Genomic DNA, 24,555 nt, shown 5'->3' on the forward strand with positions numbered 1-24,555 from the left:
CCCCCCGCCCCCCCCCGCCGCGGTCGCCCCCGCCCTCCCCGCGAGCGCGGCCGCCGCGGCGCCCACCAGCCCGGCGTCCGTGCCCATCTGGGCCGGGGTGATGGTCAGGCGCTGGACGAAGGACAGGGTGGCGTAGTCGCTCAGCGCCTTGCGGAGCGGTGTGAAGAGGACGTCGCCCGCCTTGCCCACTCCTCCGCCGATCACGGCGATGTCGATCTCGACGAGGGTCGCGGTGGCCGCGATCCCGGCGGCCAGGGCCTGCGCGGCGCGCTCGAAGGAGGCCACGGCGACAGGGTCGCCCTCCCGGGCCGCGGCGGCCACCGCGGCGGCGGAGGTGTCGCCGCCCGGGCCGGGCTGCCAGCCGTTCTCGATCGCCCGCCGGGCGATGTTGGGACCGCTCGCGATGCGCTCCACGCAGCCGCGCGAACCGCACGGGCACAGGTCGCCGTCCAGGTCGACGCTGATGTGGCCGATGTGACCGGCGTTTCCGGTGGGGCCGGGGTGCAGTCGGCCGTTGAGCACCAGGCCGCCGCCGACGCCCGTGGAGACGACCATGCAGAGCGCGTTGTCGTGCCCCCGTGCGGCGCCCTGCCAGTGCTCGGCCGCCGTGATGGCCACGCCGTCGCCGATCAGCTCGACGGGGAGGCCACCGGCCGCCTCCTGGACCCGCCGGACCAGCGGATAGTCGCGCCAGCCGGGCACGTTCACCGGGCTCACGGTGCCCGCCGAGGCGTCCACCGGTCCGGCGCTGCCGATGCCGAGAGCCGTGGCGCGGTCCCACAGGGGCGACGCGGTGAGCTCGCCGACGACCTCCTCGACGGCCCGCATCACGGTCTCGCCGTCCTCCCGCGCCGGCGTCGCGCGCTGGGCCCGGACCACGATCGTGCCGTGGCCGTCCACCAGCGCTCCGGCAATCTTGGTGCCGCCGATGTCGAGCGCAGCCACGAGGTCGGTGTGCATCAGTGTCAGTTCTCCCCGTCAACCATTCGGATCTCCCCGTCAACCACGGGAATTGGGCGAGCCGGTCTCGCGGTGGGGGCGCAGGCCGGAGATTGCGGTGGACAGTGTCCCCTGGATCTGACAACGTTGTCCAGGCTCTATGCTCGACGCCACATCCTCATACAAACCCATGGACCGACGCATCCCCATGGACCGACGCATCCCCGTGGACGACAGGACAGGACGCCGCATCGTGCCCGAGACCATCCGCCGATCCGACCGCGCACCCGAGAACCGCTACGGCAACCGTCCGACCATGAAGGACGTCGCCGCGCGGGCCGGAGTCGGTCTGAAGACCGTCTCGCGCGTGGTCAACGGTGAGCCCGGTGTCACCCCGGAGACGGAGCGCCGCGTCCAGGAGGCCATCGACGCCCTGGGCTTTCGCCGCAACGACAGCGCGCGGGTGCTGCGCAAGGGCCGTACGGCGAGCATCGGCCTGGTCCTGGAGGATCTCGCGGACCCGTTCTACGGACCGCTGAGCCGCGCGGTCGAGGAGGTCGCCCGAGCGCACGGCGCCCTGCTGATCAACGGCTCCAGCGCCGAGGACCCGGACCGCGAGCAGGAGCTGGCCCTCGCGCTGTGCGCACGGCGGGTGGACGGGCTGGTGATCATTCCGGCCGGTGACGACCACCGGTACATGGAGCCCGAGCTCAAGGCGGGCGTCGCCACCGTGTTCGTGGACCGGCCGGCCGGGAAGATCGACGCCGACTGCGTGCTCTCCGACAACTTCGGCGGCGCCCGTGACGGCGTCGCCCACCTCATCGCGCACGGCCACCGCAGGATCGGCTTCGTCGGCGACATGCCCCGCATCCACACGGCGGCCGAGCGGCTGCGCGGCTATCGGGCCGCCATGGAGGACGCGGGCATACCGGTGGAGGACTCCTGGATGTCCCTGGGCGTCACCGACCCCGAGCGGGTGCGCCGGGCGGCCGAGGAGATGCTCTCCGGCCCCTCCCCCGTCACCGCGATCTTCGCGGGCAACAACCGGGTGACGGTCACCGTGATCCGGGTCCTCGCCGAGCGGACCCGCCCGGTCGCCCTCGTCGGCTTCGACGACATCGAGCTCGCCGACCTGCTCCAGCCCGGCGTCACCGTCGTCGCCCAGGACGCCGCGGCCCTCGGCCGTACCGCCGCCGAGCGCCTCTTCCGCCAGCTCGACGGCACCCTGGTCACCCCCGAACGCATCGAGCTGCCCACGCGGCTGATCACCCGTGGCTCGGGCGAACTGCCGCCGGCGGACTGAGCGGCCCATGGACGACCTCACGAGCGGGCCGGCGCGGCCCTCGCCCGCACACCGCCGCACGCTGGAGGCGCTCGGCCTGGCCGAGGCGCCGCGCGATCGGCCGCTCCTGTACCCGGGCGCCTGGCCCACGGACTCCGGACTCCTCGACGGGGACCAGCTGCTGCCCCTGGACCGTCTGGTGCACGACGACCGCGCGCCCGTCCTCGCGGTCGGCTCCAACGCCTGCCCCGGCCAACTGCGGCACAAGATGGACGCGTTCGGCATCACCTCGCCCATCCCGATGGTGAAGGTCCGGGTCACCGGCATCGACATCGGCGTGTCCGCGCACGTGAGCCGCCTCGGATACGTCTCCGCCTCCCCCTTCGAAGCCCCCGGCCACGCACAGGAGTTGTTCATCACCTGGCTCGACGCCGAGCAGCTGGAGGTGATCGACGCGAGCGAGGGCGTACCGGTGCCGCACGGCAACTACGACCGGGTCTGGCTGCCCGCGCCCGACGTCCGGATCGACCTCGCCGACGGCGGCACGCTCCCGGGCACCTTCGTGTACGTCAACCGCCACGGCGTCCTGCACGGCGGCACCGGCGCCCCGCGCACCCACCCCGGCCAGCGGGCGCTGATCAGCGAACTCCTGCTGGGCTCGGCGCGGTTGCGGGAGCTGTTCGGTGACACCCCCGAGGAGTTCTGCGCGCGGGCGCGGGCCGACGCGCGGCTGTGCGAGCGCGGGACCCGGCTGTTCGCGCAGGAGCGGATGGTGACGGCCTCGGGGCTGGAGAAGTACGTCGAGGTGCAACGGACCTGAGGGTCGGCGGACTTGAGCGTCAGTGGACCTGACGGTCAGCAGACCGGGAGGCCGGGCACCGGCTCGTCGTTGTTGCCGCCCTGGATGTAGACGTCGCTGATGTAGACGCCGGTGTTGCCGCTGTCGTCGTCCGTCTTGGCCCACCAGACGTTGGTCCACTGCCCGGAGGTCTCGCGGCGGCCCAGGTTCTGCTGGCAGTAGAAGTAGTTGGTGCCCGCGTTGAGGGTCCCGACCTTGGTGCCGGAGGCGGTGTAGGAGTCCGCGGTCTTCCAGACCTGGCAGTTGTACTTGCCGCCGCCGATCGACTGGCAGGCGTCGGGCTGGGGAGTGCTGCCGCCCCCGCCCGTGGTTCCGCCGCCGCCCGTGGTCCCTCCCCCGCCGGTGCTGCCGCCGCTGCCGGAACCGCCGCCCGTGGTGCCCCCGTCGGTGCCGCCACCGCCCGACGTCCTGGTCGGCGACGCGCTGGTGGGGCCGTCGGTGGCGTCGGTCTCCGCCGTGCCGTCGGCGGACCTGGTCGCTTCGGGGGACTTCTTGTCGTCGTCCTTGTCGGTCAGGCCGGCCTCGCCCGAGGGTCGGGCGTCGGGGCTGCCGGTCGCCGGGGCGGAGGCGCCGGTGGAGGCGGTGGACGACGTGTTCTGCGCCTCGGTCTTGGATTCGCCCTTGTTGTTCACCAGGGCGACGGTGACGCCGGCAGCCGCGAGGACGACGGTGACGGCCACGGCGGCGAGCAGGGCACGGCCCTTGCGGCGGGCGGGGGTGCCGGAGGACGTGACCATCGGGCCGGTGGCGTCCGGGTCGTGCGGCTGCGGGGTCGGGGCGCCGTACGGAGCCGCGGTCGGGTGCGCCGGGGCGCCGTATCCGTGTCCCTGACCTGCCTGTCCTCCAGGGCCGGGTTGGGCGGCTGCGCCGAAGCCCGGTGCCTGCGGCGTGACCTGTCCGGGGGTCCCGGGTCCCTGAGCCGCCGAGGCGCCCGGTGCCGCGGCCCCGAAGCGCGGTGCGCCGGGCAGGTCGGAGGCGGGTACGCCCTGCTGCCCGACGGGGTCCGCCCCCGCCGTGGGCCCGAACCCGGGCGGTACCGAGGGGACGCCGCGCTCCGTCTCGTCCGGTACGGGTCCGGCGCTCACCGGGCCCCGCAGCGCCGCCGTCGCCGTGTCCGTGCCGCCCGACTCCGCCACCGCCTGGAGGAGTTCGCGCGCCTGGTCGGCCTCGGGACGGGACTCGGGCCGCTTGTCCATCAGCCGTTGCAGGACGGGGCCGAGGGCTCCGGCGTTGCGGGGCTCCTGCAGAGGTTCGCTGACGATCGCGGTGAGGGTGGAGAAGGTCGACGTACGGCGGAAGGGTGCGGAGCCCTCCACCGCCGCGTAGAGCGTGGCCCCCAGCGCCCAGACGTCCGAGGACGGGCCCGGGTCGGCGCCCTGGGCGCGCTCGGGGGCCATGTAGTCCAGGGAGCCGACGAGATGGCCGGTGCGGGTGAGGTGGGTGGCCGAGCCGTCGGCCGGGTCTTCCATGGTGGCGATGCCGAAGTCGGTCAGGACGACGCGGCCGGAGCGTTCGAGCAGGATGTTGCCCGGTTTGACGTCACGGTGCAGGACGCCGGCCCGGTGGGCGGCGGCCAGCGCGTCCATGACCTTGGCGCCGATGCCGGCCGCCTCACGCGGGTCGAGGGTGCCGCGCTCTCGCAGCACCGCCTCAAGGGAGGGGCCGTCGACGAGTTCCATGACGATCAGGGGGCGGCCGTCGACCTCGGCGACGTCGTGCACGGCGACGACTCCGGGATGCTTGACCCGGGCGGCCGCGCGGGCCTCGCGCTGCATCCGCAGCCGCAAATCGGCGAGTTCGGGACCGTCGGCGTCCGAGTAGGTCCGCAGTTCCTTGACGGCGACCTCGCGGCCCAGCACCTCGTCGACGGCCCGCCAGACCACGCCCATGCCGCCGCGTCCGAGCTGCGCCAGCACGCGATAACGCCCGGCCAGCAGCCGGCCGGTCTCGTCCGCCTGTCCGTTCTCCCCCGATGACACCGCTGCCCCGTTCCTGTGACACCACTGACACGTCGATGCGTGGCGTACAGACTACGGGGCGGCGGTGACAACGCCAGCCGGTGGTTGCGAAAGTGACAGGTCCGCTACTTCGCGGAAGCCGTCAAATCGCCCCTCCTGGGCGCCGCGAAGCCCTCCAGGTCGGCCCGGGTCAGGCCGGTCAGCCGGGCGACCTCGGCGATGTCCAGGGCGCCGCAGTCCAGGCCCCGCAGCAGGTAGCCGCTGAGGGCCTTGGCGGTGGCGGGCTCATCCATGACGTCGCCGCCCGTCCGGTTGGCGTACCGGGCGAGGCGGGCGGCGGCCTGCTCGAAACCTTCACGGTAGAAGGCGAAGACGGCCGCGTACCGGGTGGGGATGTGGCCGGGGTGCATGTCCCAGCCCTGGTAGTAGGCGCGGGCGAGGGCGCGGCGGGTGAGGCCGTAGTGCAGGCGCCAGGCGTCGTGGACCTTCTCGGTCGGGCCGACCGGCAGGACGTTCGTCGAGCCGTCGGAGACGCGTACGCCGGTGCCGGCCGCGGCGACCTGCATGATCGCCTTGGCGTGGTCGGCGGCCGGGTGGTCGCTGGCCTGGTAGGCGGCGGAGACGCCGAGGCAGGCGCTGTAGTCGAAGGTGCCGTAGTGCAGTCCGGTGGCGCGGCTCTCGGCGGCCTGGATCATCCGGGCGACGGTGGCGGTGCCGTCGGTGGCGAGGATGGACTGGCTGGTCTCGATCTGGATCTCGAAGCCGATCCGGCCGGGTTCGAGACCGCGCGCCTTCTCGAACTCCTCAAGGAGCCGCACCATGGCGGTGACCTGCTCGGGGTACGTCACCTTGGGCAGGGTGAGGACCAGCCCGTCGGGCAGGCCGCCGGCCTCCATCAGGCCGGTGAGGAAGATGTCGAGGGTGCGGATGCCCCGGTCGCGTACGGGCGCCTCCATGCACTTCATGCGGATGCCCATGTACGGGGCCGCCGTGCCGTCGGCGTAGGCCTGGGCGATCAGCCGTGCCGCGCGGGCGGCCGACTCGTCCTCCTCGGCGTCCGGGCGGGGGCCGTAGCCGTCCTCGAAGTCGACGCGCAGGTCCTCGATGGGCTCGCGCTCCAGCTTGGCGCGTACGCGCGTGTACACCGGCTCGGCGAGTTCGTCGGACAGGCCGAGCACGGCGGCGAAGGAGGCGGCGTCCGGGGCGTGTTCGTCGAGGGCGGCGAGGGCCTGGTCACCCCAGGAGCGGATGGTGTCGGCGGCGAAGACGTCGCCGGGGACGTAGACGGTGTGGACGGGCTGGCGGCCGCCGGGGTCCCCGGGGTAGCGGCGCTCCAGCTCGGCGTCGACCGGCGCGAGGGAGGCGCTGATCTCCTCGCTGACGGCGCCCGCGAGGCTCGTCGCCACCTTCTCCTGCTGGCCCTGACCCATCCCACACCCTCCAATTTTCCGCTATACGGAATCAACAATCCGTAGAACGAAGTTATCCGGGACCTTCCGACTGGTCAACACCATGTCCACGGGGAGTCACTCCACCATCTCGTCATGTTCACGCTCATCTCAGGACGCGGTATCACACTTCCATACGCACGCCCCGCACGACTCGTCCGGCCGTTCCCACCGAAGGAGCCCCTGTGCCGAAACACAGCCGAGTCACGCGCCGTCTGGGCATGAAGGCCGTGCTGGCCGCGGCCGTCACCGCACCCCTCTCCAGTACAGCACTGCCCACGTCGTCCGCCTCGGCGGGCGAACCCGCGCCCAGTGGTCATCTCCAGGCCATGTCCTTCAACCTGCGCTTCGCGAGCGCCGCCGAGCCGCACAGCTGGACCGTCCGCAGACCGGTCATGCGCGAGCTGCTGCGCCGCGAGGCACCGCATGTCGTCGGCACCCAGGAGGGCGTCTTCGCTCAGCTGCTGGACATCGACTCCGACCTCGGCCCGCACTACGACTGGCTGGGCACCGGCCGACTGCACGGCAGCCGCGACGAGGCCATGGCGGTCTTCTACGACACCCGGCGGCTGCGCCCGACCGAGTACGACCACTTCTGGCTCTCCGACACCCCGGACGTGATCGGCTCCAACACCTGGGGCGCGGCCTTCGCCCGTATGGTCACCTGGGTCCGCTTCCGCGATCTGGCCGACACGGGACGGGAGTTCTACGTCCTCAACACCCACTTCGACCATGTCAGCCAGTACGCGCGCGAGCGCAGCGCAGCGCTCATCGCCGCGCGGATCGCCGGGTTCGACCGCTCCCTGCCGGTGGTGGTGACCGGGGACTTCAATGTCGCCGCCCACAAGAACACGGCGTACGACACCCTGCTCGGCGCCGGTCTCGTCGACACCTGGGACACCGCGCGTGAGCGCAGCGCGCTGTACGCGACCTTCCACGGCTTCAAGCCGCTGACGCCGAACGGCGACCGCATCGACTGGGTGCTGACCACGCCCGGGGTCACGGCGCACCGGGCGGCGATCAACACGTTCTCCGACGGCGGTCAGTTCCCGAGCGACCATCTGCCCGTGCAGGCGTTCCTGAGCCTGGGATGAGGCTGGGACGACACGAGACCCCCGTGACCGCCGGACGGTCACGGGGGCCTCGATGTGCCCGGTCGGGATCAGCCCTTGCGGGTCTTGATCTCCTCGGTCAGGGCCGGGACGACGTCGAAGAGGTCGCCGACCACGCCGTAGTCGACCAGCTCGAAGATCGGGGCCTCGGCGTCCTTGTTGATCGCCACGATCGTCTTCGAGGTCTGCATACCGGCGCGGTGCTGGATCGCGCCGGAGATGCCGGAGGCGATGTACAGCTGCGGCGACACGCTCTTGCCGGTCTGGCCGACCTGGTTGGTGTGCGGGTACCAGCCGGCGTCCACCGCGGCACGCGAGGCACCGACGGCCGCACCGAGCGAGTCGGCGAGCGCCTCGATGATCGCGAAGTTCTCCGCGCCGTTGACACCACGGCCACCGGAGACCACGATCGCGGCCTCGGTCAGCTCCGGACGCCCGGTCGACTCACGCGGCGTGCGCGCGGTCACCTTGGTGCCGGTCGCGGCGGCGGAGAAGGTCACCGCGAGGGCCTCGACCGCACCGGCGGCCGGGGCGGCCTCCACGGCGGCCGAGTTCGGCTTGACCGTGATGACCGGGGTGCCCTTGGAGACACGGGACTTGGTGGTGAAGGACGCGGCGAACACCGACTGGGTGGCCACCGGACCCTCGTCGCCGGCCTCCAGGTCGACGGCGTCGGTGATGATGCCGGAGCCGATGCGCAGCGCCAGACGCGCGGCGATCTCCTTGCCCTCCGCGGAGGAGGGAACGAGGACAGCGGCCGGGGAGACGGCCTCGACGGCGGCCTGCAGCGCGTCGACCTTCGGGACGACCAGGTAGTCGGCGTACTCGGCGGCCTCGTGGGTGAGGACCTTGACCGCGCCGTGCTCGGCGAGCGTGGCGGCGGTGTCGGCGGCGCCGTTGCCCAGGGCGACGGCGACGGGCTCGCCGACGCGGCGGGCCAGGGTCAGCAGCTCCAGGGTGGGCTTGCGGACGGCACCGTCCACGTGGTCGACGTAGACGAGAACTTCAGCCATGGGATTGCTCTCCTGCGAAAGTGCGAAGTCTTGAAGGGCGGAAGGGGGTTGAGCCTCAGGCGGGCCAGCGACCCTTAGATGAACTTCTGGCTCGCGAGGAACTCGGCGAGCTGCTTGCCGCCCTCGCCCTCGTCCTTGACGATCGTGCCCGCGGTCCGGGCCGGACGCTCGGTCGCGGCGTCCACGACGGTGTACGCACCCTCCAGGCCGACCTCCTCGGCCTCGATGTCGAGGTCGGACAGGTCCCAGGACTCCACCGGCTTCTTCTTGGCGGCCATGATGCCCTTGAACGACGGGTAACGCGCCTCGCCCGACTGGTCGGTGACCGACACGACGGCCGGCAGGGACGCCTCCAGCTGCTCGGTGGCACTGTCGCCGTCGCGGCGGCCCTTGACCGTGCCGTCCTCGACGGAGACCTCGGACAGCAGGGTGACCTGCGGGACACCCAGGCGCTCGGCCAGCAGGGCCGGTACGACACCCATGGTGCCGTCGGTGGAGGCCATGCCGGAGATCACCAGGTCGTAGCCGGCCTTCTCGATCGCCTTGGCCAGCACCAGCGAGGTGCCCAGCGCGTCGGTGCCGTGCAGGTCGTCGTCCTCGACGTGGACGGCCTTGTCGGCGCCCATCGACAGCGCCTTGCGCAGCGCGTCCTTGGCGTCCTCGGGGCCCACCGTCAGAACGGTGATCTCCACGTCGTCGTCGGAGTTCTCGGAGATCTGCAGCGCCTGCTCGACCGCGTACTCGTCGAGTTCGGAGAGCAGACCGTCCACGTCGTCCCGGTCGACGGTCAGGTCATCGGCGAAGTGCCGGTCGCCAGTGGCGTCGGGCACGTACTTCACGGTGACAACGATCCTCAAGCTCACGCCGGCTCTCCTACTGCTCCGTCGACTTATCTCTGCTGCCTACTTGCAGGCAGCATAGGCGCCCCAAGCGGCCGATCCCGATCGGGGCGACCCGCGCTCCGAGCGAAATATTACTCGTCAGTACACCCAGTTCGTTCCCGCTAAGCAAGCGCTTTGAACTGTGACCTTTGCAACGCAGCGTAATCGGAAACCGACGGCTTCGCAGAACAGCGGGTGGCCGGTTCGGTCACATCGGTCCGGTGAGCTCAGTCACGCAGGCCGTTGAACCGGCCCTGGTGGTACAGCAGCGGACGCCCGGGACCGGTGGAGTCGCCCAGGAGCACCTCGGCCAGCACGATGCGGTGATCGCCCGCGAGCACACGTCCCACGACCCGGCACACCATCCAGGCGAGCACGTCATCGAGGACGGGTACGCCTTCGGGGCCCTCGCCCCAGGCCGTGGGCGGGCCGAAGCGGTCGGCGCCGCTACGGGCGAAGGTGGCCGCCAGGTCCTGCTGGTGCTCGCCGAGTATGTGGACGCCGACGTGGTCCGTCACGGCTATCGCCGGCCAGCTGGAGGCGCCCGTACCGATGCCGAAGGAGAGCATCGGGGGCTCGGCGGAGACGGAGCTGAGGGAGGTGGCGGTGAAGCCGACCGGGCCCGACTCGCCGCGGGCGGTGATCACGGCCACTCCGGCGGCATGGCGCCGGAAGACGGAGCGGAGCAGATCGGGTGAGGCGAGCCGAGGAGTACCGAGGCCGGACATGGCCGTCATGGAGTTGTCCTTCTGCGAGGGGATGCGTGCTGCGGGCCGGTGGCTGTTCAACAGCCCGGACAGCGCGCGCTCGCGGTGCGGGCCAGATCGACGTGGGCCCGTCCGAAGAGAAGGAGTTCCTCAGGCATTGAGTCAGGCTGACGATAGGTGGCGCGCACAGTCAAGTGTGTTCCGGTATGTGGGAGATGACTCACCCTCGGCCGCACGGCGCCTCAGACCGCTTCGCCCAGCGCCGCGATCACGTCCGCCTTGCGCGGCTGCCCGGTGGCCCGCCGTACGACGTTCCCGCCGGCGTCGAGGACCAGCACGGTCGGCGTCTTGAGGATGTCGAGGCGGCGTACGAGGTCCAGGTTGTCCTCGGCGTCGAGCTCGACGTGGGTCACGCCCGGGACCATGCCGGCGACCTCGCCGAGGACGCGCCGGGTGGCCCGGCAGGGGGCGCAGAAGGCGCTGGAGAACTGCACGAGGGTGGCGCGTGCCCCGAGCTCGCCGCCCAACTCGGCCGCCGCGAGCCGTTTTCCGTCGTCCCGCCCGCGCACCCGTACTCTCCCGCTCCGCCGCCGTTGCAGCACTCCGTACGCGCTCGCCGCCGCGAGCACCACCGCGCACACCACCAGTCCGGTCATCACCCTCCTCAACCCTTCACGAGACTGCAAAGATTCCCGACGCCCTGAATCCTTTCCGTTGCGGAATGCTTGATTCATGGACATCGATGTGAGGGGGCCGCGCTTCGGGGCGGCCGTGACGACCGTGGTGCTGGCGGTCGTCCTGGTCACCGGGAGCGCCTGGCTGCTGGCCTGGCAGACGCTGGCGTTCGCGTTGGGCGCGGCGGGCGGAGTGGGCCGTTCGCCGTACGGCTGGGTGTTCCGCAAAGCCGTACGGCCACGGATCGGGCCGCCGACCGAGTTCGAGGCGCCGGAACCGCCGCGGTTCGCTCAGGCGGTGGGTCTGGTCTTCGCCGGCCTCGGGCTGGTCGGCTTCGCCCTCGGCCCCGACTGGCTGGGGCTCGCCGCCACCGGAGCCGCCCTAGCGGCCGCCTTCCTGAACGCCGTCTTCGGGTACTGCCTGGGGTGCGAGATGTACCTGCTCGTCAGGCGGCTGACGGTGCGCGCAGGGTAAAGGGGGCACAAAAGACCGAGGTGGATCAAGGGGCCGACGTGACGAGGATCTCGCCGTTCCCCGGCACTTGGGCTTGGCCCTCGGCCGTTCTTGGGGCACGATCTGCGACATGCCGTAAACCTACGGCTGCGTAACTTTCCCACTGGGAGCTTCCTTCCCAGGCAAAGAAGGAAGGGTCCACCCCGTCCATGGCAGAGCTTGTCTACCGTCCCGTCGTAGGTTTCGCCCAGGCGTTGTTCAAGGCGTGGGACCTCAAGATCGACTGCAAGGGATCGGAGAACATTCCACGCTCGGGCGGCGCCGTGCTGGTGAGCAACCACATCAGCTACCTGGACTTCGTCTTCAACGGCCTGGCGGCGCTCCCGCAGAAGCGCCTCGTGCGCTTCATGGCGAAGGAGTCGGTCTTCCGGCACCGGATCTCCGGTCCGCTGATGCGCGGCATGAAGCACATCCCCGTGGACCGCAAACAGGGTGAGGCGGCGTACGCCCACGCGCTGGACTCGCTGCGCTCCGGCGAGATCGTCGGGGTCTTCCCGGAGGCCACGATCTCGCAGTCGTTCACGCTGAAGAGCTTCAAGTCGGGCGCCGCCCGGCTGGCCCAGGAGGCCGGCGTGCCGCTGATCCCGATGGCCGTGTGGGGCACCCAGCGGCTGTGGACCAAGGGCCACCCGCGCAACTTCAAGCGCAGCCACACCCCGATCACCATCCGGGTCGGCGAGGCGATCGAGGCCTCCAAGGACAAGTACGCCGGTGCGATCACCCGGCAGCTGCGCGAGCGCGTCCAGGAGCTGCTGGAGGCCGCGCAGCGTGCCTATCCCGTGCGGCCCAAGGACGCGCACGACACGTGGTGGATGCCGGCCCATCTCGGGGGGACGGCGCCTACGCCGGAGCAGGTGCGCGCGGCGGAGAGCTCAGCTGGGTAGTGCCGCGCAGTGTGGTTTGTCGACTGCGGCGCCGTGGGGGCTGATCGCGCAGTTCCCCGCGCCCCTTGGGGGCGTTGCCGGACCGGCCTCTATGAGCGGACCGTGATCTCTGCTCCCGGGCTGAACTTCTGAAGGAGTTCGGCCAGTTCGGTGGCTGCCTGTTCTGCCTCGGCGGGAGGCATCGGGGAGAGGGTCTCCAGAAGGAAGATGCCGGAGACGGTCTGTTCGGTGAGCCGGGTGCGGGGGCCCTGGCGCCAGTTCCAGCGGCGGCAGGTGACGCCCGCGTCGTCGCGCCAGACGACCTCGCCCGCGTCGGGGTGCTCGACGACCTCCTCGCCGCCGGCCATGGTGACGAAGTCCTCCTCGCCGGTGGCGCGCACCAGGCGCATCCCGCCCTCAATGCGGTCGATGTCCTCGCCGCCCACGGGGACGAGGTGGGCGATGCTGATGGCGTTGTAGACGTCCACGAGCAGGTTGATCCGGGGCAGTCCCGCCTCGGTCAGGGCCCTCTTGGCCAGCGCCTCCGCGGAGTTGCGGGTCCTGGAGGGCTTCGATCCGAACGCCGTGTAGACCTCACGCCAGGCCGCGATGTGCGGGTCCTCGTGCGGGGCGCGCCCCTCCAGGCGTACGGCGAGTCGACGCGCGGCGTCGTCGAGGAGCGCGGAACTCTCCTCGGTGCTGGGCCCGTTGACCAGACCGTGCGCCTCGACTGCCACGTGGGTGAAGCCGGGTGCCAGGGCGCGCACCTCGTCGGAGACGGTCAGCGAGAGAGTCATGGTCCACCTTGCCTAGAGGATCGGAATGCGGTGCAGCATACCGGACTGCACAGTTCATCTCATTGGACGCCGGGTCGGGTGTGAAGAACGGCTGAACATCGCCGCAACCCTGTGTCCGGATGCAACTCCTCCCCCGTGTCGCGGGTCTCGGCCACCGACCGCTCGTCGACAAGGGGGAACCATGAAACGTCGCCTGCTCGCCGCCGCGCTCGCCGGCTGTGCCCTGACCGCGGTCGGGGCGGGGCAGCCCGTGCACGCCGCGTCCGACCAGTTGTGGATCAGCGTGCCGTCCGAGACGGTGCTGCCCGTCGCGGCCGCCGGCGGTGGCGCGTCCGAGCGGACCCTCGATGTGCGGGTCACCCACGACAACACCGAGAACAGCGTGGCGGCCGGTCAGCTGGCCGTGGACGTGAGCGAGATCGCCCCCTTCGCACAGGTGTCGTGGCCGACGAACTGCGTGCCCGAGTCGGCGGTCAGGGCGGTCTGCGACTTCGCCGGGATGCCGGCCGGGACGGACAGCACGGCGGCCGCCCTGCTGGGACTTCGCGCGCTGCCGGACGCCGGGCTCGACGCGTCCGGGTACGTGCGGTACTCGGCCGTCGCCGGGGAGCTGACGGCGTACCCGGCGGAGACCCGGGTCACCGTGGGCGACGGGCCTGACCTGGGGCTCAGCCAGGCCGCTGACCAGCACGGCCTCAGGCCCGGCACGGACACCCGGGTGCGGGCGACGCTCGCCAACAACGGCAGCCGCGCCGTGGACCGTACGCTGCTGTCGGTCTACGCGTCCTACGGGCTGCGGTTGAAGGAGCGGAACTCCAACTGCGAGTACCGCGACCACGCCACCGGTACGTCCGCGCTGTGCGTGCTGGACGAGGCGGTGGCCCCGGGCGAGCGGTACGAGTTGACGAGTGCTCTGCGGGTGGGGCGGAAGGCGCTGTACGAACGGTTCGACCACTCCGTACTGCCGTATTCGGACGCGGCGCTGGAAGAGGCTCGCGGTGGGGAGACCTGGACGCCGGGCACGGGTCCGGAGCTGGATCTGCGTCCCGTGGCCGCTTCGCAGCGGGCCGCCGTCGGGGAGGAGGACCTCGACCTGTCGGACAACTACCGGGCCGTCATCCTCGACGCCCGGAACACCGCCGACCTGAAGGTCACCGGCAGCAAGGTGCGCGGGAGCGTCGGGGACACGGTGACCGCTCGGGTCACCGTCCACAACCGGGGTCCGGCGTGGGTGGCGTCGCTGGGTGCGGGCGCGGCCGTGGCCACGGTGCGGTTCCAGGCGCCGCAGGGCACGACGGTGGTCGGATGGCCGCAGGAGGAGTGCGGGGAGGAACTGCCGCCCGAGGAGGAGCCGGGCGTCGCGACCTACTTCTGCCGGACGCCGATCTATCTGCACGACAAGGCGTCCCACAGCTTCGAGGTGCGGTTGCGGATCGACGAGGTGGTGCGCGGAGCACGCACCACCGTCGAGACCCTGAACGACGATCCGGAGCTCTCCATCAGGAAGTTCGACCCGAATCTGCGCAACAACAGGGCGTGGATCGTGGTCAACTGACGGACGGCGTCCGCTAGCGCGCCATCTCCTCCTTCAGCGCCGCCACGAAAGCGTCCACGTCGTCCTCGGTCGTGTCGAAGGCGCACATCCAGCGCACGACACCGGCCGCCTCGTCCCAGAAGTAGAACCGGAACCGCTTCTGGAGGCGCTCGCTCACGTCGTGCGGCAGCTTGGCGAAGACGCCGTTGGCCTGCACGGGGTAGAGGATCTCCACCCCGTGCACGGCGCGCACGCCCTCGGCGAGGCGCTGGGCCATCTCGTTGGCGTGCCGGGCGTTGCGCAGCCACAGGTCCTTGGCGAGCAGGGCCTCCAACTGCACCGACACGAAGCGCATCTTGGAGGCGAGCTGCATGGACAGCTTGCGCAGGTGCTTCATGTGGCTGACGGCGTCCTGGTTGAGGACGACGACCGCCTCCCCGAACAGGGCGCCGTTCTTGGTGCCGCCGAGCGAGAGGATGTCGACGCCGACCGCGTTGGTGAACGTCCGCATGGGCACGTTCAGCGAGGCGGCGGCGTTGGCTATCCGGGAGCCGTCCAGGTGCACCTTCATGCCGTGTGCGTGGGCGTGGTCGCAGATCGCGCGGATCTCGTCCGGCGTGTAGAGGGTGCCGAGCTCGGTGCTCTGGGTGATCGAGACGACCTGCGGCATGGCCCGGTGCTCGTCGTCCCAGCCGTACGCCTGCCGGTCGATCAGCTCGGGTGTGAGCTTGCCGTCGGGGGTGGGCACGGTGAGCAGCTTGAGGCCGCCCATGCGCTCCGGGGCGCCGCCCTCGTCGACGTGGATGTGCGCGCTCTCGGCGCAGATCACCGCGCCCCAGCGGTCGGTGACCGCCTGGAGCGCGACGACGTTGGCGCCGGTGCCGTTGAAGACCGGGAACGCCTCGGCGGTGGCGCCGAAGTGGCTGCGGACGATCCGCTGGAGGTTCTCGGTGTAGTCGTCCTCGCCGTAGGCGACCTGGTGCCCGCCGTTGGCCAGGGCCAGGGCGGCGAGCACCTCCGGGTGGGCGCCGGCGTAGTTGTCACTGGCGAAGCCGCGGACGTCCGGGTCGTGGTGGCGCCGGGCGTCGGTCTTCGGAGGGTTCACGGCTTCTCGGTCAGCCACAGACGGTTTCCGTTCACTTCGGCGGCGGGCTTGTCCCAGACGTCCACGATGGCCTCGGCCAGGTCCTTGACGTCCGTGAACCCCGCGAACTTCGCGTTGGGGCGGTCGGCGCGCATCGCGTCGTGCACCAGCGCCTTCACCACCAGGATGGCAGCCGCGGACGTCAGCTCCTCGCCGCCCCCTGCCTTGCGGAAGGCGTCGGCCAGCGCGAGCGTCCAGGCCTCGGCGGCGGCCTTGGCGGCGGCGTACGAGGCGTTGCCCGCGGTCGGCTTGGTGGCGCCGGCGGCGCTGATCAGCAGATACCGGCCGCGGTCGCTGCGCTGGAGGGGCTCGAAGAAGGCGAGCGAGGTGTGCTGCACGGTGCGGATGAGCAGCAGTTCCAGGAAGTCCCAGTCGTCGAGGCTGGTCTTGATGAAGGTCTCGCTGCCGCGCCAGCCGCCGACGAGGTGGACCAGGCCGTCGACGCGCCCGAAGTCCTTCTCGATGTGGTCGGCCCAGTCCCGGGTGGACTGGAGGTCGAGCAGGTCGACGGGTTCACCGGTGACGGTCGCGCCGCCCGACGCGTAGCGGGCCGCGTCCACGGCCTCCGCGAGCCGCTCGGGGTCGTTGTCGGCGGCGGCGACCGTGGCCCCCGCCTCGGCCAGCCGCAGCAGCGCCGCCCGGCCGGCGGGTCCACCCGCGCCGGCCACCGCGATCACCGCACCGCTGAGAGCTCCGTTCCCCGCCATGTTCTTCGCCTCCTGAGCAGCGTTCTGGGTCACGCGGACGACTGTGCCGCTCACGCGGCGATCCGCTCGGCGCTGTCCGCGGTGATGCCCTTGGTGGAGGCGATCACGTTCTTCAGCTTCTTGGACAGGGCCTCATAGAACATGCTCAGCGGAAACTCGTCCGGAAGCACGTCATCGACGAGCTTGCGCGGCGGCTGGGTCAGGTCCAGGGCGTCCGGACCCTTGGCCCAGCGGGAGCCCGGGTGCGGGGCGAGATAGGTGGAGACGAGCTCGTATCCGGCGAACCAGTGGACGAGCTTCGGGCGGTCGATGCCGTCGCGGTACAGGTTCTCGATCTCGGCGCACAGCTGGTTGGTGACCCGCGGCGCGCGGTCCCAGTCGATGAACAGCTTGTTGTCGGTCCAGCGGACGACGTCGTGCTTGTGCAGGTAGGCGAAGAGGAGCTGGCCGCCGAGGCCGTCGTAGTTGCGCACGCGCTCGCCGGTGACCGGGAAGCGGAACATGCGGTCGAAGAGCACCGCGAACTGCACGTCACGGGCCTGCGAGACGCCTTCCGTCTCCAGCTTCACGGCCTCCTTGAAGGCGGTGAGGTCGCAGCGCAGCTCCTCCAGGCCGTACATCCAGAACGGCTGGCGCTGCTTGATCATGAACGGGTCGAACGGCAGGTCGCCGTGGCTGTGGGTGCGGTCGTGGACCATGTCCCACAGCACGAAGGCCTCCTCGCAGCGCTTCTGGTCGTGGACCATCGCGGCGATGTCCTCGGGCAGGTCCAGGCCCAGGATGTCGACGGCGGCGTCGGTGACGCGGCGGAAGCGGGCGGCCTCGCGGTCGCAGAAGATGCCGCCCCAGCTGAAGCGCTCGGGCGCCTCGCGCACGGCGATCGTCTCGGGGAAGAGCACGGCGGAGTTGGTGTCGTAGCCGGCCGTGAAGTCCTCGAACTTGATGCCGCAGAACAGCGGGTTGTCGTAGCGGGTGCGCTCCAGCTCGGCCAGCCAGTCCGGCCAGACCATGCGCAGCACGACCGCTTCGAGGTTGCGGTCGGGGTTGCCGTTCTGCGTGTACATCGCGAAGACGACCAGATGCTGGAGGCCGTCGGCGCGGCTCGCGGCGGGCTGGAAGGCGAGCAGCGAGTCGAGGAAGTCGGGCACCTCGAAGCCGGACTCGGCCCAGCGGCGCAGGTCCTTCACCAGCGCCTGGTGGTACGCGGCGTCGTGCGGGAGCAGCGGGGAGAGCTCCTCCACGGCGTCCACGACCCGCCGTACGGCTGCCTCGGCGTCCGCGCGCGTGGGCGCGCCATCGGCGTCGAAGTCGATCGACCCGTCCTTGGACTGCCATGGCCGGATCTGCTCCACGGCATCCTTGAGCACCGGCCACGCCGGGTGCTCCACCACCCTGGTCGCCGGAGGAACCTGCTCCCCCGAAGCCGCCTGCACAAGAATTTCCGTCATGTCCCATCCTCCACGGGAGAACCTCGCGTAAGGAGACCGTATACATACGAGGTTTCTCCCAGCAAGAGGAGACTCGGGAAATTATCCTGCCCACCCCCATGGTCACCGCATTTTTTCCTGCCGGACATCGAGATGGCGCATACTCCGCCCACGCCTGGGCATACGCAGGGACGCGCAGGCCTCCGCGGCCCCGCTGCGGACGGTCAATCGCCGCGGGGACTCGCCCACGCCAGGGTGACCGCCTCGGGGCGCGCTCTCCAGGTGCGCCAAGTCCACTGACGCAAACCCTGCGTACACGTGGGGTTCATCACGCGCCCGGGCCACTAGGCTGCGGATCTGCCGTGCGAACACCCCGCTCCGGTTCGCGCGCGCTCCCCCACCGCCGCCGTCGACGGAAGCGAGTTGAATCTTGAACTTCCTTACCATCGGTCATCGCGGAGTCATGGGTGTCGAACCCGAGAACACCCTCCGTTCCTTCGCCGCCGCCCAGCAGGCCGGCCTCGACGTCATCGAACTCGATCTCCACCTGAGCAAGGACGGCGCCCTCGTCGTCATGCACGACACCGACGTGGACCGCACGACCGACGGCTCCGGCGCCATCGCCGACAAGACCCTCGCCGAGCTGCGCGCCCTGGACGCGGGACGCGGCGAGCGCGTGCCCGTCTTCGAGGAAGTCCTGGACGCCGTGAAGTCACCGCTCCAGGCCGAGATCAAGGACGTCGCGGCGGCTCGGGCGCTCGCCGAGGTGATGACCGGGCGTGATCTGGTCTCCCGGGTCGAGGTCTCCTCGTTCCACGACGACGCCGTGGCCGAGATCGCCCGACTGGTACCTGGCGTACGGACGGCGCTGATCGCCAGCCGCTACGGCACCGACATCGTGGACCGCGCGGTCGCGGTCGGCGCCGCGACCGTCTGCCTCAACATCCGCTGCCTCACCCTGGAGGTCGTGGAACACGCCCGCAAGGCGGACCTGAAGATCATCGGCTGGGTGGTCAACACCCAGGACCACCTGCGTCTCGTACGGGCCCTGGAATTGGACGGCGCGACGACCGACTACCCGGAGATCAAACGCACCGGCCGTTTCACTGCGTGAGCGCGACGCACGGCATGTACGTCAGTCCAGCTCCTTGACCAGCAGCTCGAACTGAAGGTCGTCCCGCTGCGGGATGCCGAAGCGCTCGTCGCCGTACGGGAACGGGGTCATCCGTCCCGTACGGCGGTAGCCGCGCCGCTCGTACCAGGCGATCAGGTCCTCGCGTACGGAGATCACCGTCATGTGCATCTCGGTCGCGTCCCAGGCCGCGCGGGCCTGCCGCTCCGCCTCCGCGATGATGACCTTGCCGAGGCCGGCGCCCTGGAGCGCGGGGCTGACCGCGAACATCCCGAAGTAGGCATGGGTGCCGCGGTGCTCCAGCTGGCAGCAGGCGACGACCGTCCCGTCCCGCTCCACGGTGAGCAGCCGGCTGTCGGGCGACTTGATGACCGCCAGCACGCCCTCCGGGTCGGTCCGCTGTCCTTCGAGGATGTCCGCCTCGGTGGTCCACCCGGTCCGGCTGGAGTCACCGCGGTAGGCGGACTCGATCAGCGCGACCAGCGTGTCCACGTCGGCGTCGGTGGCGTCACGGAAGGTGAGACCGCCCGCGGCGGTGGTCGCGGCTGTGTCCATGGGGTGCTTCTCCACTTCTCGGGCACGACTCGGCACGGCAGAGCGTAACGCGCCACTAGGATCCGACTGCATGGTGCATGTACTGAGTGGGCGGACCCTCCTCCGTCCCGCGGACCCCGAGCGGTCCCGGACCTTCTACGGCGAACAGCTCGGACTGGCCGTCTACCGTGAGTTCGGGACGGGCCCTGAGCGCGGCACCGTCTACTTCCTCGGCGGGGGCTTCCTGGAGGTCTCCGGCCGTTCCGAGGTCCCGCCGTCCCCGGCCGTGCAGCTGTGGATGCAGGTCGCGGACGTGACGGCGGCCCACGACGAGCTGCGGGGCAAGGGCGTCGAGATCGTGCGGCCGCCGGTGAAGGAGCCGTGGGGGCTGGTCGAGATGTGGATCGCGGACCCGGACGGGATGCGGATCGTGCTGGTGGAGGTGCCGACGGATCATCCGCTGCGGTACCGGCCCGGTATCTGAGTCACTCCGGGCGGTGTTCCCAGCGGCGGTCGGTGCGGGTCAGCTCGCGGAAGCCGGCCGAGGTCAGGTGGTCGATCATCGTGCCGTCGCCGACCGCCTCGTAGGCGAGGACCCGGTCCACGTCGCACAGCCGCAGCCAGTCGCCCGCCTGGCCCAGCAGTCGGCGCTCCAGGGCCTGGCCGTGCGCGGAGGGGTCGATGTGCAGGTTGCCGATGTCGGCTAGGCCCGCGCCGCGCGTGTGGCGTTCGGGCCGGGTCAGTGAGGTGTCGACCTCGATGAAGCCGAGGGCGCGGCCGTCGGCATACGCCGTGAAGCGAGTGCCGCACTCCCCCAGCGTGCGTTCGACGGTGACGTCAGGGCGCGGCTCGTGCGGCGGCAGGTCGGCGACCCGCGCGATGAGGATCACCTCGGTGTCCCCGGTGTGCCGGAAGCCCGCGCGCTCGTAGAGGGCGCGGATGTGCGGCCAGTTGCGGGGCAGGCCGTGGACGGCTGGGGCGGGGAGCTCGCCGCTCGCGTACCGGGCGCGTACGTTCCAGCGGGCCAGCTGTGCCAGGCAGGCGTTCATCAGCAGGTCGGCAGCCGTGTCGGAGTCCGGCCAGAAGGAGGCGGGCGGACGGCTGACGAACCAGTCGATCTCGCCGATGTCCCGGTAGTCCGGGCCGACCTCGTCGCCCGCCCGGTAGCGCAGCAGATGCGCGGCGGCCACGACGTGCTCGCGCTGTTCGGCGACGAGGGTCACGCGCTCGCTCACCCAGGGGTCGGTGATGAACTCGTCCGGCTGTCGCTCCAGAGCGCTGAGCACGGTGTTCACGGAGACGGAGACGCCGGGAACGACGGCGGCGACGTGCGCGTTGATCAGTTCGGTGAGCTGATCGCGGTCGGGGCGGCGGAAGGGGCGCACCTGAAACACGGGCATGCGGGACCTCCGGTCGGAGAGCGGTGTCGGGAGGCCGCCATGCGATGCGGTACGGCGTCGAGGGTAGGTCAGTGGGGCGCCCGGCTCCAGTGGGTTTCGCCGGTCGGATGGCCCGGGTCCCGCGCCGGGCTTAGCGTGCTGGAGGGGGGGTTCCCTGCGGGAGGACGGCATGAAGCTCGACAAGCCGGTGACCGGCGGACCCTGCTGGACGGAGCTGGGGACCAGCGATCTGGCCGCGGCCAAGCGGTTCTACGAGGGACTGTTCGGCTGGCGCGCCGAGACCGATCCCCGGGGCGAGGCCGGCGGCTACTCGATCGCGCACCTCGGGGACGCGGCGGTGGCCGCGCTGACGCCGCTGTACCAGGAGGGGCAGCCGGTGGCGTGGAACGTGTCGTTCGCGGTGCCGGACGCGGATGCCGCCGCCACGCAGGTGACCGACGCCGGCGGGACCGTGCTGGTCGGTCCGATGGACGTGTTCGACGTGGGCCGGTTCGCGGTGGCCGTGGATCCGACGGGCGCGGTGTTCCAGCTGTGGCAGGCGCGGTCGTTCCCGGGCGCGGGGCTGCTGAGCGCCCCCGGTGCGCTGGGCTGGGTGGAGCTGCTGACCAGGGCGCCCGAGCGGGCCGTGGAGTTCTACACGACGGTGTTCGGCTGGAGCGTCAACGCCTCGGAGCACTACACGCAGTGGGGCATCGAGGGCGCTGACTTCGGCGGCATGGTGACAATGGACGACAAGTTCCCGCACGAGGTGCCGGCGCACTGGCTGCCGTACTTCGCCGTCGAGGACGTGGACACCACGGCGGCGGACGCGACGGAGGCGGGCGGCGCCATCCTCATGGAGCCCACCTCCGTCCCCGACGGGCCGCGCATCGCCGTGCTGCGGGACCCTCAGGGTGCGGTGTTCGGGGTGTACCGCGCGGCCGACGAGAAGTGACGGACGGCGAGAAACGGCCGGTTCGGGTCAACCGCGCAGCGCGCCCAGCCGTCCCTCCAGTTCGCCGAGCAACTCGCCTAGCAGCGCGGCGAGTTCGCCCTGGCCGCGTGGGGCGAGGCCGGACAGAACGGTCGTCTCGTACGCGAGTTGCTCGGGCAGGATGCCGTCGACCAGGTCCCGGCCGGTGTCGGTGAGGCGGACGTGGGCGACACGGCGGTCGCGGGAGTCGCCGCGGCGTTCCACCAGGCCGCGCTCGGTGAGCTGCTTGAGGCGCTTGGTGACGGCGGCGCCGGAGGAGAAGGTCTCGCGGGCGAGTTCACTGGGCGTCAGCTCATGGCCGGTGCGGCGCAGCGCGCCGAGCAGGTCGAACTCGGGGCGGCTGAGGCCGGCCCGGCGCAGTGGAGCGTCCTCGGCCTGCTGAAGCAGGGCGGCGCAGCGGTTGATACGGCCGATGATCTCCATCGGGGCGGTGTCGAGGTCGGGGTGGACGCTCTGCCACTGCCGGACCACGGCGGCCACCGTGTCCTGTCTGGTCCCGGTCGGCCCGCCGTTCGTCGCCGTCATGGCCGTACGCCCTCCGTAGTGTCGCCTGTGCGTCGGTCCGGGCGCGGTCCCTTGCTCCGCCCCGTGGCCGCGAGCGTACGGGGTCCGGTCCGTCCGGTGCGCACGACCCGCTGCCACCGCCGGTCGGGTACGGCCACGGCGGCGACGAGCCCGACCAGTGCGCCGACGAGGGTGTCCACGACCCGTTCGGTGATCAGCCGGCCCGGTTCCTGGAATCCCGCGAACTCGGTGATGAGCAGCGCCATGGGGGTCACGCAGACGCTGCCGAGCCAGTAGTTGCGGGCGATCAGCGCCTCGGCACCGAAGTTGAGGGCGAGGCAGCACAGGACCAGGGCGGCCTCGCCGGTGTGGGCGAGCGGGGCCAGCGCGGCGAACAGGAGGACGCCGAGCACGTTGCCGACGACGCGCTGGACGCCGCGGCCCCAGGTCAGGGTGAGGTTGGCCTGGTACAGGGAGGCCGCGGTGACCAGCGCCCAGTAGGGGCGGCCGATTCCCAGGGCGAGGGAGGCGTATCCGGCGAGGGCGCAGCCGAGGGCGGTGCGGACGGCGAGCGGGGCCAGGGGGCTGAGGCGGTGCCGCAACGGGCCGTGGGGCGAGGCCGGTTCGGTGCCGATGGAGGTGATACCGGTGAGGTCGTCGACCTCCGGTACAGGGCGGTTTCCGCGCACCTGCCGGGCCCAGGTGCGCAGCGGCTCGGGGTCGGCGTCGGCGGGAGCGGCCAGGGCGACCTCGGCGCGGACGACGAGGCGTTCGAGGGCGGCGCGGGTCCGGGAGGGGCGGCGCGCGGAGAGCAGCGCATGCCGGGCGGCCTGTACGGCGGCGGTGGCGTGGGCACGGGCGCGGTCCTCGCCGGTGTCGCCCTCGTTCGTCTCACCCGCACCGACTGTCTCGACGTACGCGGCGGCCGCGTTCAGGGCGCTCGAAGTGGCCCGGCGCTCCGGGCCGTGCGGGCGCAGCAGGCCGGGGGCCATGCCGACGAGCCAGGCCCAGGCGGCGGCCCCGGCGGCCAGGGCGAGGTGGCCGGGGATCCGGTCCGGGGTCTGCGGGGTGAACAGGGCGGCGGAGCTGATGAAGGTGAGGACCACGTTGCCGGGCGGGCCGATGCGGGTCGCGTCGCACAGCGCCTTCTGCGCGGCGGCCAGCACCGCGCCCACGGTGACGAGGATGACGGCACTGTCGGTGAGGGAGGCCGCGACCAGTGCGGTGGCGAGGCCGCCGAGCATGCCGAGCGCCACCCAGGCCAGGGCGCGGGCCCGGGCCGCGTAGGGGCGGTTGTGGGCGTAGAGCACGCACAGGGATCCGGCCATCGTGTACATGGCCAGGTCGAGCCGGCCGAGCGCCAGAAGGGCGAGGTTGGGCGGGGCGACGGCGGCGACCACGCTCAGGGCGGGTTTGAACCAGATGTCCGAGGGCCGGCCGAGGCGCAGCACCCCGGCCAGGGGAAGGCGGTCGCTCATGCCCGTCACCAGTTTCATACCCAACACCTTAGCAAGTGTTTTACTCGTGAAGAATATTCGGTGACCTGCTGTGCTCCCTCGAATGCTCCCCGTGTACACCCTTGCGCTCGCGTGCGCGCCCGACGGCCGGGGCATCGACGCACTGTCCGGGAGCGTCGAGCGGGAGGTGCGCGTGCACGGACCGGCTTCGCACGGCTGGCTGCTGGTCGCGCTGTGTGCGGCGACCGGCGCCTACTGTCTGCTGCGGATGCGCAGCCAGGTCGAGGAGCAGCGCCGCGCCGCGGGTGGCGAGGCGCTGATGGGATTCGGGATGGCCGCGATGGCCGTGCCCGCCGCGGTGTTCACGCCGCCGGCGTGGGCCTGGCCCGTCTACGCGGTCGTGTTCGGCGCGGCCGCCCTGCACGCCCTGTGGTCGGCACGTGAGGGCGCGCATCATCTGCATCACCTGGTGGGGGCCTCGGCCATGGTCTACATGGCGGTCGCGATGGCCGCCTCGCCCGGCGGCCACAGTGGGCACGGCGGTCCGGGTGGCCCGCTCGTGACGGGTGCTCTGCTCCTGTACTTCACGGGCTATGTACTGCTGTCCGGCGTCCGGCTGGTGCCCGTGGCGGGCACGGCCATCGCGGCCATCCCGAATCCCATCAGCGCCTCGCCACCCGCGGCGCGGCGCTGCTC

24 protein-coding genes and 2 pseudogenes are annotated in these 24,555 nt (G+C 71.5%); 10 read left to right on the forward strand and 16 right to left on the reverse strand.

The window, feature by feature from the left end; translation table 11 throughout:
- A partial coding sequence (locus L0P92_RS26280) for an ROK family protein (RefSeq protein ID WP_234765465.1) occupies nucleotides 1–960 on the reverse strand: 960 nt, incomplete at its 3' end.
- A gap of 187 nt (nucleotides 961–1,147) precedes the next feature.
- On the opposite strand from L0P92_RS26280, the gene L0P92_RS26285 reads away from it, so the two are divergent.
- Nucleotides 1,148–2,242, forward strand: coding sequence for a LacI family DNA-binding transcriptional regulator (locus L0P92_RS26285; protein WP_234765486.1), 1,095 nt, complete (start codon nucleotides 1,148–1,150; stop codon nucleotides 2,240–2,242).
- Between the two features lie 7 nt (nucleotides 2,243–2,249).
- Nucleotides 2,250–3,131, forward strand: a pseudogene (locus L0P92_RS26290) (hypothetical protein).
- Here the strand turns inward: L0P92_RS26290 and L0P92_RS26295 are convergent.
- Both L0P92_RS26295 and L0P92_RS26300 read right to left on the reverse strand, forming a co-directional pair.
- Complete coding sequence (locus L0P92_RS26295) at nucleotides 3,077–5,059, reverse strand: serine/threonine-protein kinase (RefSeq protein ID WP_234765466.1); 1,983 nt, start codon at nucleotides 5,057–5,059, stop codon at nucleotides 3,077–3,079. The pseudogene L0P92_RS26290 and the gene L0P92_RS26295 overlap by 55 nt on opposite strands.
- A 104-nt stretch (nucleotides 5,060–5,163) precedes the next feature.
- On the reverse strand, nucleotides 5,164–6,468 hold the full coding sequence (locus L0P92_RS26300) for a DUF6986 family protein (protein ID WP_234765467.1): 1,305 nt from the start codon (nucleotides 6,466–6,468) through the stop codon (nucleotides 5,164–5,166).
- 203 nt (nucleotides 6,469–6,671) lie between these two features.
- Between L0P92_RS26300 and L0P92_RS26305 the strand changes: the two genes are divergently transcribed.
- On the forward strand, nucleotides 6,672–7,580 hold the full coding sequence (locus L0P92_RS26305; protein ID WP_234765468.1) for an endonuclease/exonuclease/phosphatase family protein: 909 nt from the start codon (nucleotides 6,672–6,674) through the stop codon (nucleotides 7,578–7,580).
- Nucleotides 7,581–7,648: 68 nt separating this feature from the next.
- Here L0P92_RS26305 and L0P92_RS26310 read toward each other — a convergent pair whose 3' ends face one another.
- The 4 genes from L0P92_RS26310 to L0P92_RS26325 form a co-directional block, all read right to left on the reverse strand.
- The gene (locus tag L0P92_RS26310) at nucleotides 7,649–8,611 is read right to left on the reverse strand and encodes an electron transfer flavoprotein subunit alpha/FixB family protein (RefSeq protein WP_234765469.1); all 963 of its coding nucleotides are present in this window, start codon (nucleotides 8,609–8,611) and stop codon (nucleotides 7,649–7,651) included.
- A 74-nt stretch (nucleotides 8,612–8,685) separates the two neighbouring features.
- Nucleotides 8,686–9,474 (reverse strand): electron transfer flavoprotein subunit beta/FixA family protein, encoded by a 789-nt coding sequence (locus L0P92_RS26315; protein ID WP_234765470.1) that lies wholly within the window; start codon nucleotides 9,472–9,474, stop codon nucleotides 8,686–8,688.
- 245 nt (nucleotides 9,475–9,719) lie between these two features.
- Nucleotides 9,720–10,229, reverse strand: a complete 510-nt coding sequence (locus L0P92_RS26320; RefSeq protein ID WP_234765471.1) for a flavin reductase family protein — start codon at nucleotides 10,227–10,229, stop codon at nucleotides 9,720–9,722.
- A gap of 212 nt (nucleotides 10,230–10,441) precedes the next feature.
- A complete protein-coding gene (locus tag L0P92_RS26325) occupies nucleotides 10,442–10,855 on the reverse strand; it encodes a TlpA family protein disulfide reductase (RefSeq protein WP_234765472.1) in 414 nt (137 codons plus the stop codon).
- Nucleotides 10,856–10,931: 76 nt separating this feature from the next.
- Between L0P92_RS26325 and L0P92_RS26330 the strand changes: the two genes are divergently transcribed.
- Complete coding sequence (locus L0P92_RS26330) at nucleotides 10,932–11,348, forward strand: DUF4395 domain-containing protein (protein ID WP_234765473.1); 417 nt, start codon at nucleotides 10,932–10,934, stop codon at nucleotides 11,346–11,348.
- A gap of 188 nt (nucleotides 11,349–11,536) precedes the next feature.
- Entirely contained in the window at nucleotides 11,537–12,271 is a 735-nt protein-coding gene (locus L0P92_RS26335; protein WP_234765474.1) for a lysophospholipid acyltransferase family protein, read from the forward strand.
- 89 nt (nucleotides 12,272–12,360) lie between these two features.
- On the opposite strand, the gene L0P92_RS26340 is transcribed toward L0P92_RS26335, so the two are convergent.
- Nucleotides 12,361–13,047 (reverse strand): B3/B4 domain-containing protein, encoded by a 687-nt coding sequence (locus tag L0P92_RS26340; protein WP_234765475.1) that lies wholly within the window; start codon nucleotides 13,045–13,047, stop codon nucleotides 12,361–12,363.
- 181 nt (nucleotides 13,048–13,228) lie between these two features.
- Between L0P92_RS26340 and L0P92_RS26345 the strand changes: the two genes are divergently transcribed.
- Nucleotides 13,229–14,602 carry a hypothetical protein gene (locus L0P92_RS26345; protein WP_234765476.1) on the forward strand — a complete coding sequence of 458 codons (1,374 nt, stop codon included), beginning with the start codon at nucleotides 13,229–13,231 and terminating at the stop codon, nucleotides 14,600–14,602.
- Between the two features lie 13 nt (nucleotides 14,603–14,615).
- Here the strand turns inward: L0P92_RS26345 and L0P92_RS26350 are convergent, their stop codons facing one another.
- The 3 genes from L0P92_RS26350 to L0P92_RS26360 are packed head-to-tail and all read right to left on the reverse strand — an operon-like array spanning nucleotide 14,616 to nucleotide 17,880.
- On the reverse strand, nucleotides 14,616–15,686 hold the full coding sequence (locus L0P92_RS26350; RefSeq protein WP_234765477.1) for a threonine aldolase family protein: 1,071 nt from the start codon (nucleotides 15,684–15,686) through the stop codon (nucleotides 14,616–14,618).
- A complete protein-coding gene (locus tag L0P92_RS26355) occupies nucleotides 15,683–16,432 on the reverse strand; it encodes an SDR family NAD(P)-dependent oxidoreductase (protein ID WP_234765487.1) in 750 nt (249 codons plus the stop codon). The genes L0P92_RS26350 and L0P92_RS26355 overlap by 4 nt, the downstream gene beginning before the upstream one ends.
- Before the next feature lie 50 nt (nucleotides 16,433–16,482).
- Nucleotides 16,483–17,880 carry a DUF6421 family protein gene (locus tag L0P92_RS26360; protein ID WP_234765478.1) on the reverse strand — a complete coding sequence of 466 codons (1,398 nt, stop codon included), beginning with the start codon at nucleotides 17,878–17,880 and terminating at the stop codon, nucleotides 16,483–16,485.
- A gap of 409 nt (nucleotides 17,881–18,289) precedes the next feature.
- On the opposite strand from L0P92_RS26360, the gene L0P92_RS26365 reads away from it, so the two are divergent.
- The gene (locus L0P92_RS26365) at nucleotides 18,290–18,973 is read left to right on the forward strand and encodes a glycerophosphodiester phosphodiesterase (RefSeq protein WP_234765479.1); all 684 of its coding nucleotides are present in this window, start codon (nucleotides 18,290–18,292) and stop codon (nucleotides 18,971–18,973) included.
- 21 nt (nucleotides 18,974–18,994) lie between these two features.
- Here L0P92_RS26365 and L0P92_RS26370 read toward each other — a convergent pair whose 3' ends face one another.
- Nucleotides 18,995–19,546 (reverse strand): GNAT family N-acetyltransferase, encoded by a 552-nt coding sequence (locus tag L0P92_RS26370; protein WP_234765480.1) that lies wholly within the window; start codon nucleotides 19,544–19,546, stop codon nucleotides 18,995–18,997.
- A 70-nt stretch (nucleotides 19,547–19,616) separates the two neighbouring features.
- Between L0P92_RS26370 and L0P92_RS26375 the strand changes: the two genes are divergently transcribed.
- Nucleotides 19,617–20,009, forward strand: coding sequence for a VOC family protein (locus tag L0P92_RS26375; protein ID WP_234765481.1), 393 nt, complete (start codon nucleotides 19,617–19,619; stop codon nucleotides 20,007–20,009).
- A gap of 1 nt (nucleotide 20,010) precedes the next feature.
- Here L0P92_RS26375 and L0P92_RS26380 read toward each other — a convergent pair whose 3' ends face one another.
- Entirely contained in the window at nucleotides 20,011–20,925 is a 915-nt protein-coding gene (locus tag L0P92_RS26380) for an N-acetyltransferase (protein WP_234765482.1), read from the reverse strand.
- 169 nt (nucleotides 20,926–21,094) lie between these two features.
- Between L0P92_RS26380 and L0P92_RS26385 the strand changes: the two genes are divergently transcribed.
- Nucleotides 21,095–21,859, forward strand: a complete 765-nt coding sequence (locus L0P92_RS26385; protein WP_234765483.1) for a VOC family protein — start codon at nucleotides 21,095–21,097, stop codon at nucleotides 21,857–21,859.
- A gap of 27 nt (nucleotides 21,860–21,886) precedes the next feature.
- On the opposite strand, the gene L0P92_RS26390 is transcribed toward L0P92_RS26385, so the two are convergent.
- Entirely contained in the window at nucleotides 21,887–22,423 is a 537-nt protein-coding gene (locus tag L0P92_RS26390) for a MarR family winged helix-turn-helix transcriptional regulator (protein ID WP_234765484.1), read from the reverse strand.
- Nucleotides 22,420–23,898 (reverse strand): FUSC family protein, encoded by a 1,479-nt coding sequence (locus tag L0P92_RS26395; protein ID WP_234765485.1) that lies wholly within the window; start codon nucleotides 23,896–23,898, stop codon nucleotides 22,420–22,422. Before L0P92_RS26395 ends, L0P92_RS26390 begins: the two co-directional genes overlap by 4 nt.
- 301 nt (nucleotides 23,899–24,199) lie before the next feature.
- Here L0P92_RS26395 and L0P92_RS45775 point away from each other — a divergent pair.
- A pseudogene (locus L0P92_RS45775) lies at nucleotides 24,200–24,448 on the forward strand (DUF5134 domain-containing protein); the annotation flags it as partial.
- A gap of 2 nt (nucleotides 24,449–24,450) precedes the next feature.
- On the opposite strand, the gene L0P92_RS45780 reads toward L0P92_RS45775, so the two are convergent.
- Nucleotides 24,451–24,522: a hypothetical protein gene (locus tag L0P92_RS45780; protein WP_372497341.1), complete on the reverse strand. Its 72-nt coding sequence runs from the start codon at nucleotides 24,520–24,522 to the stop codon at nucleotides 24,451–24,453.
- Nucleotides 24,523–24,555 lie beyond the last annotated feature (33 nt).

The organism is Streptomyces muensis, from assembly GCF_021474425.1.
GTDB classification, from domain to species: Bacteria; Actinomycetota; Actinomycetes; order Streptomycetales; family Streptomycetaceae; genus Streptomyces; species Streptomyces muensis.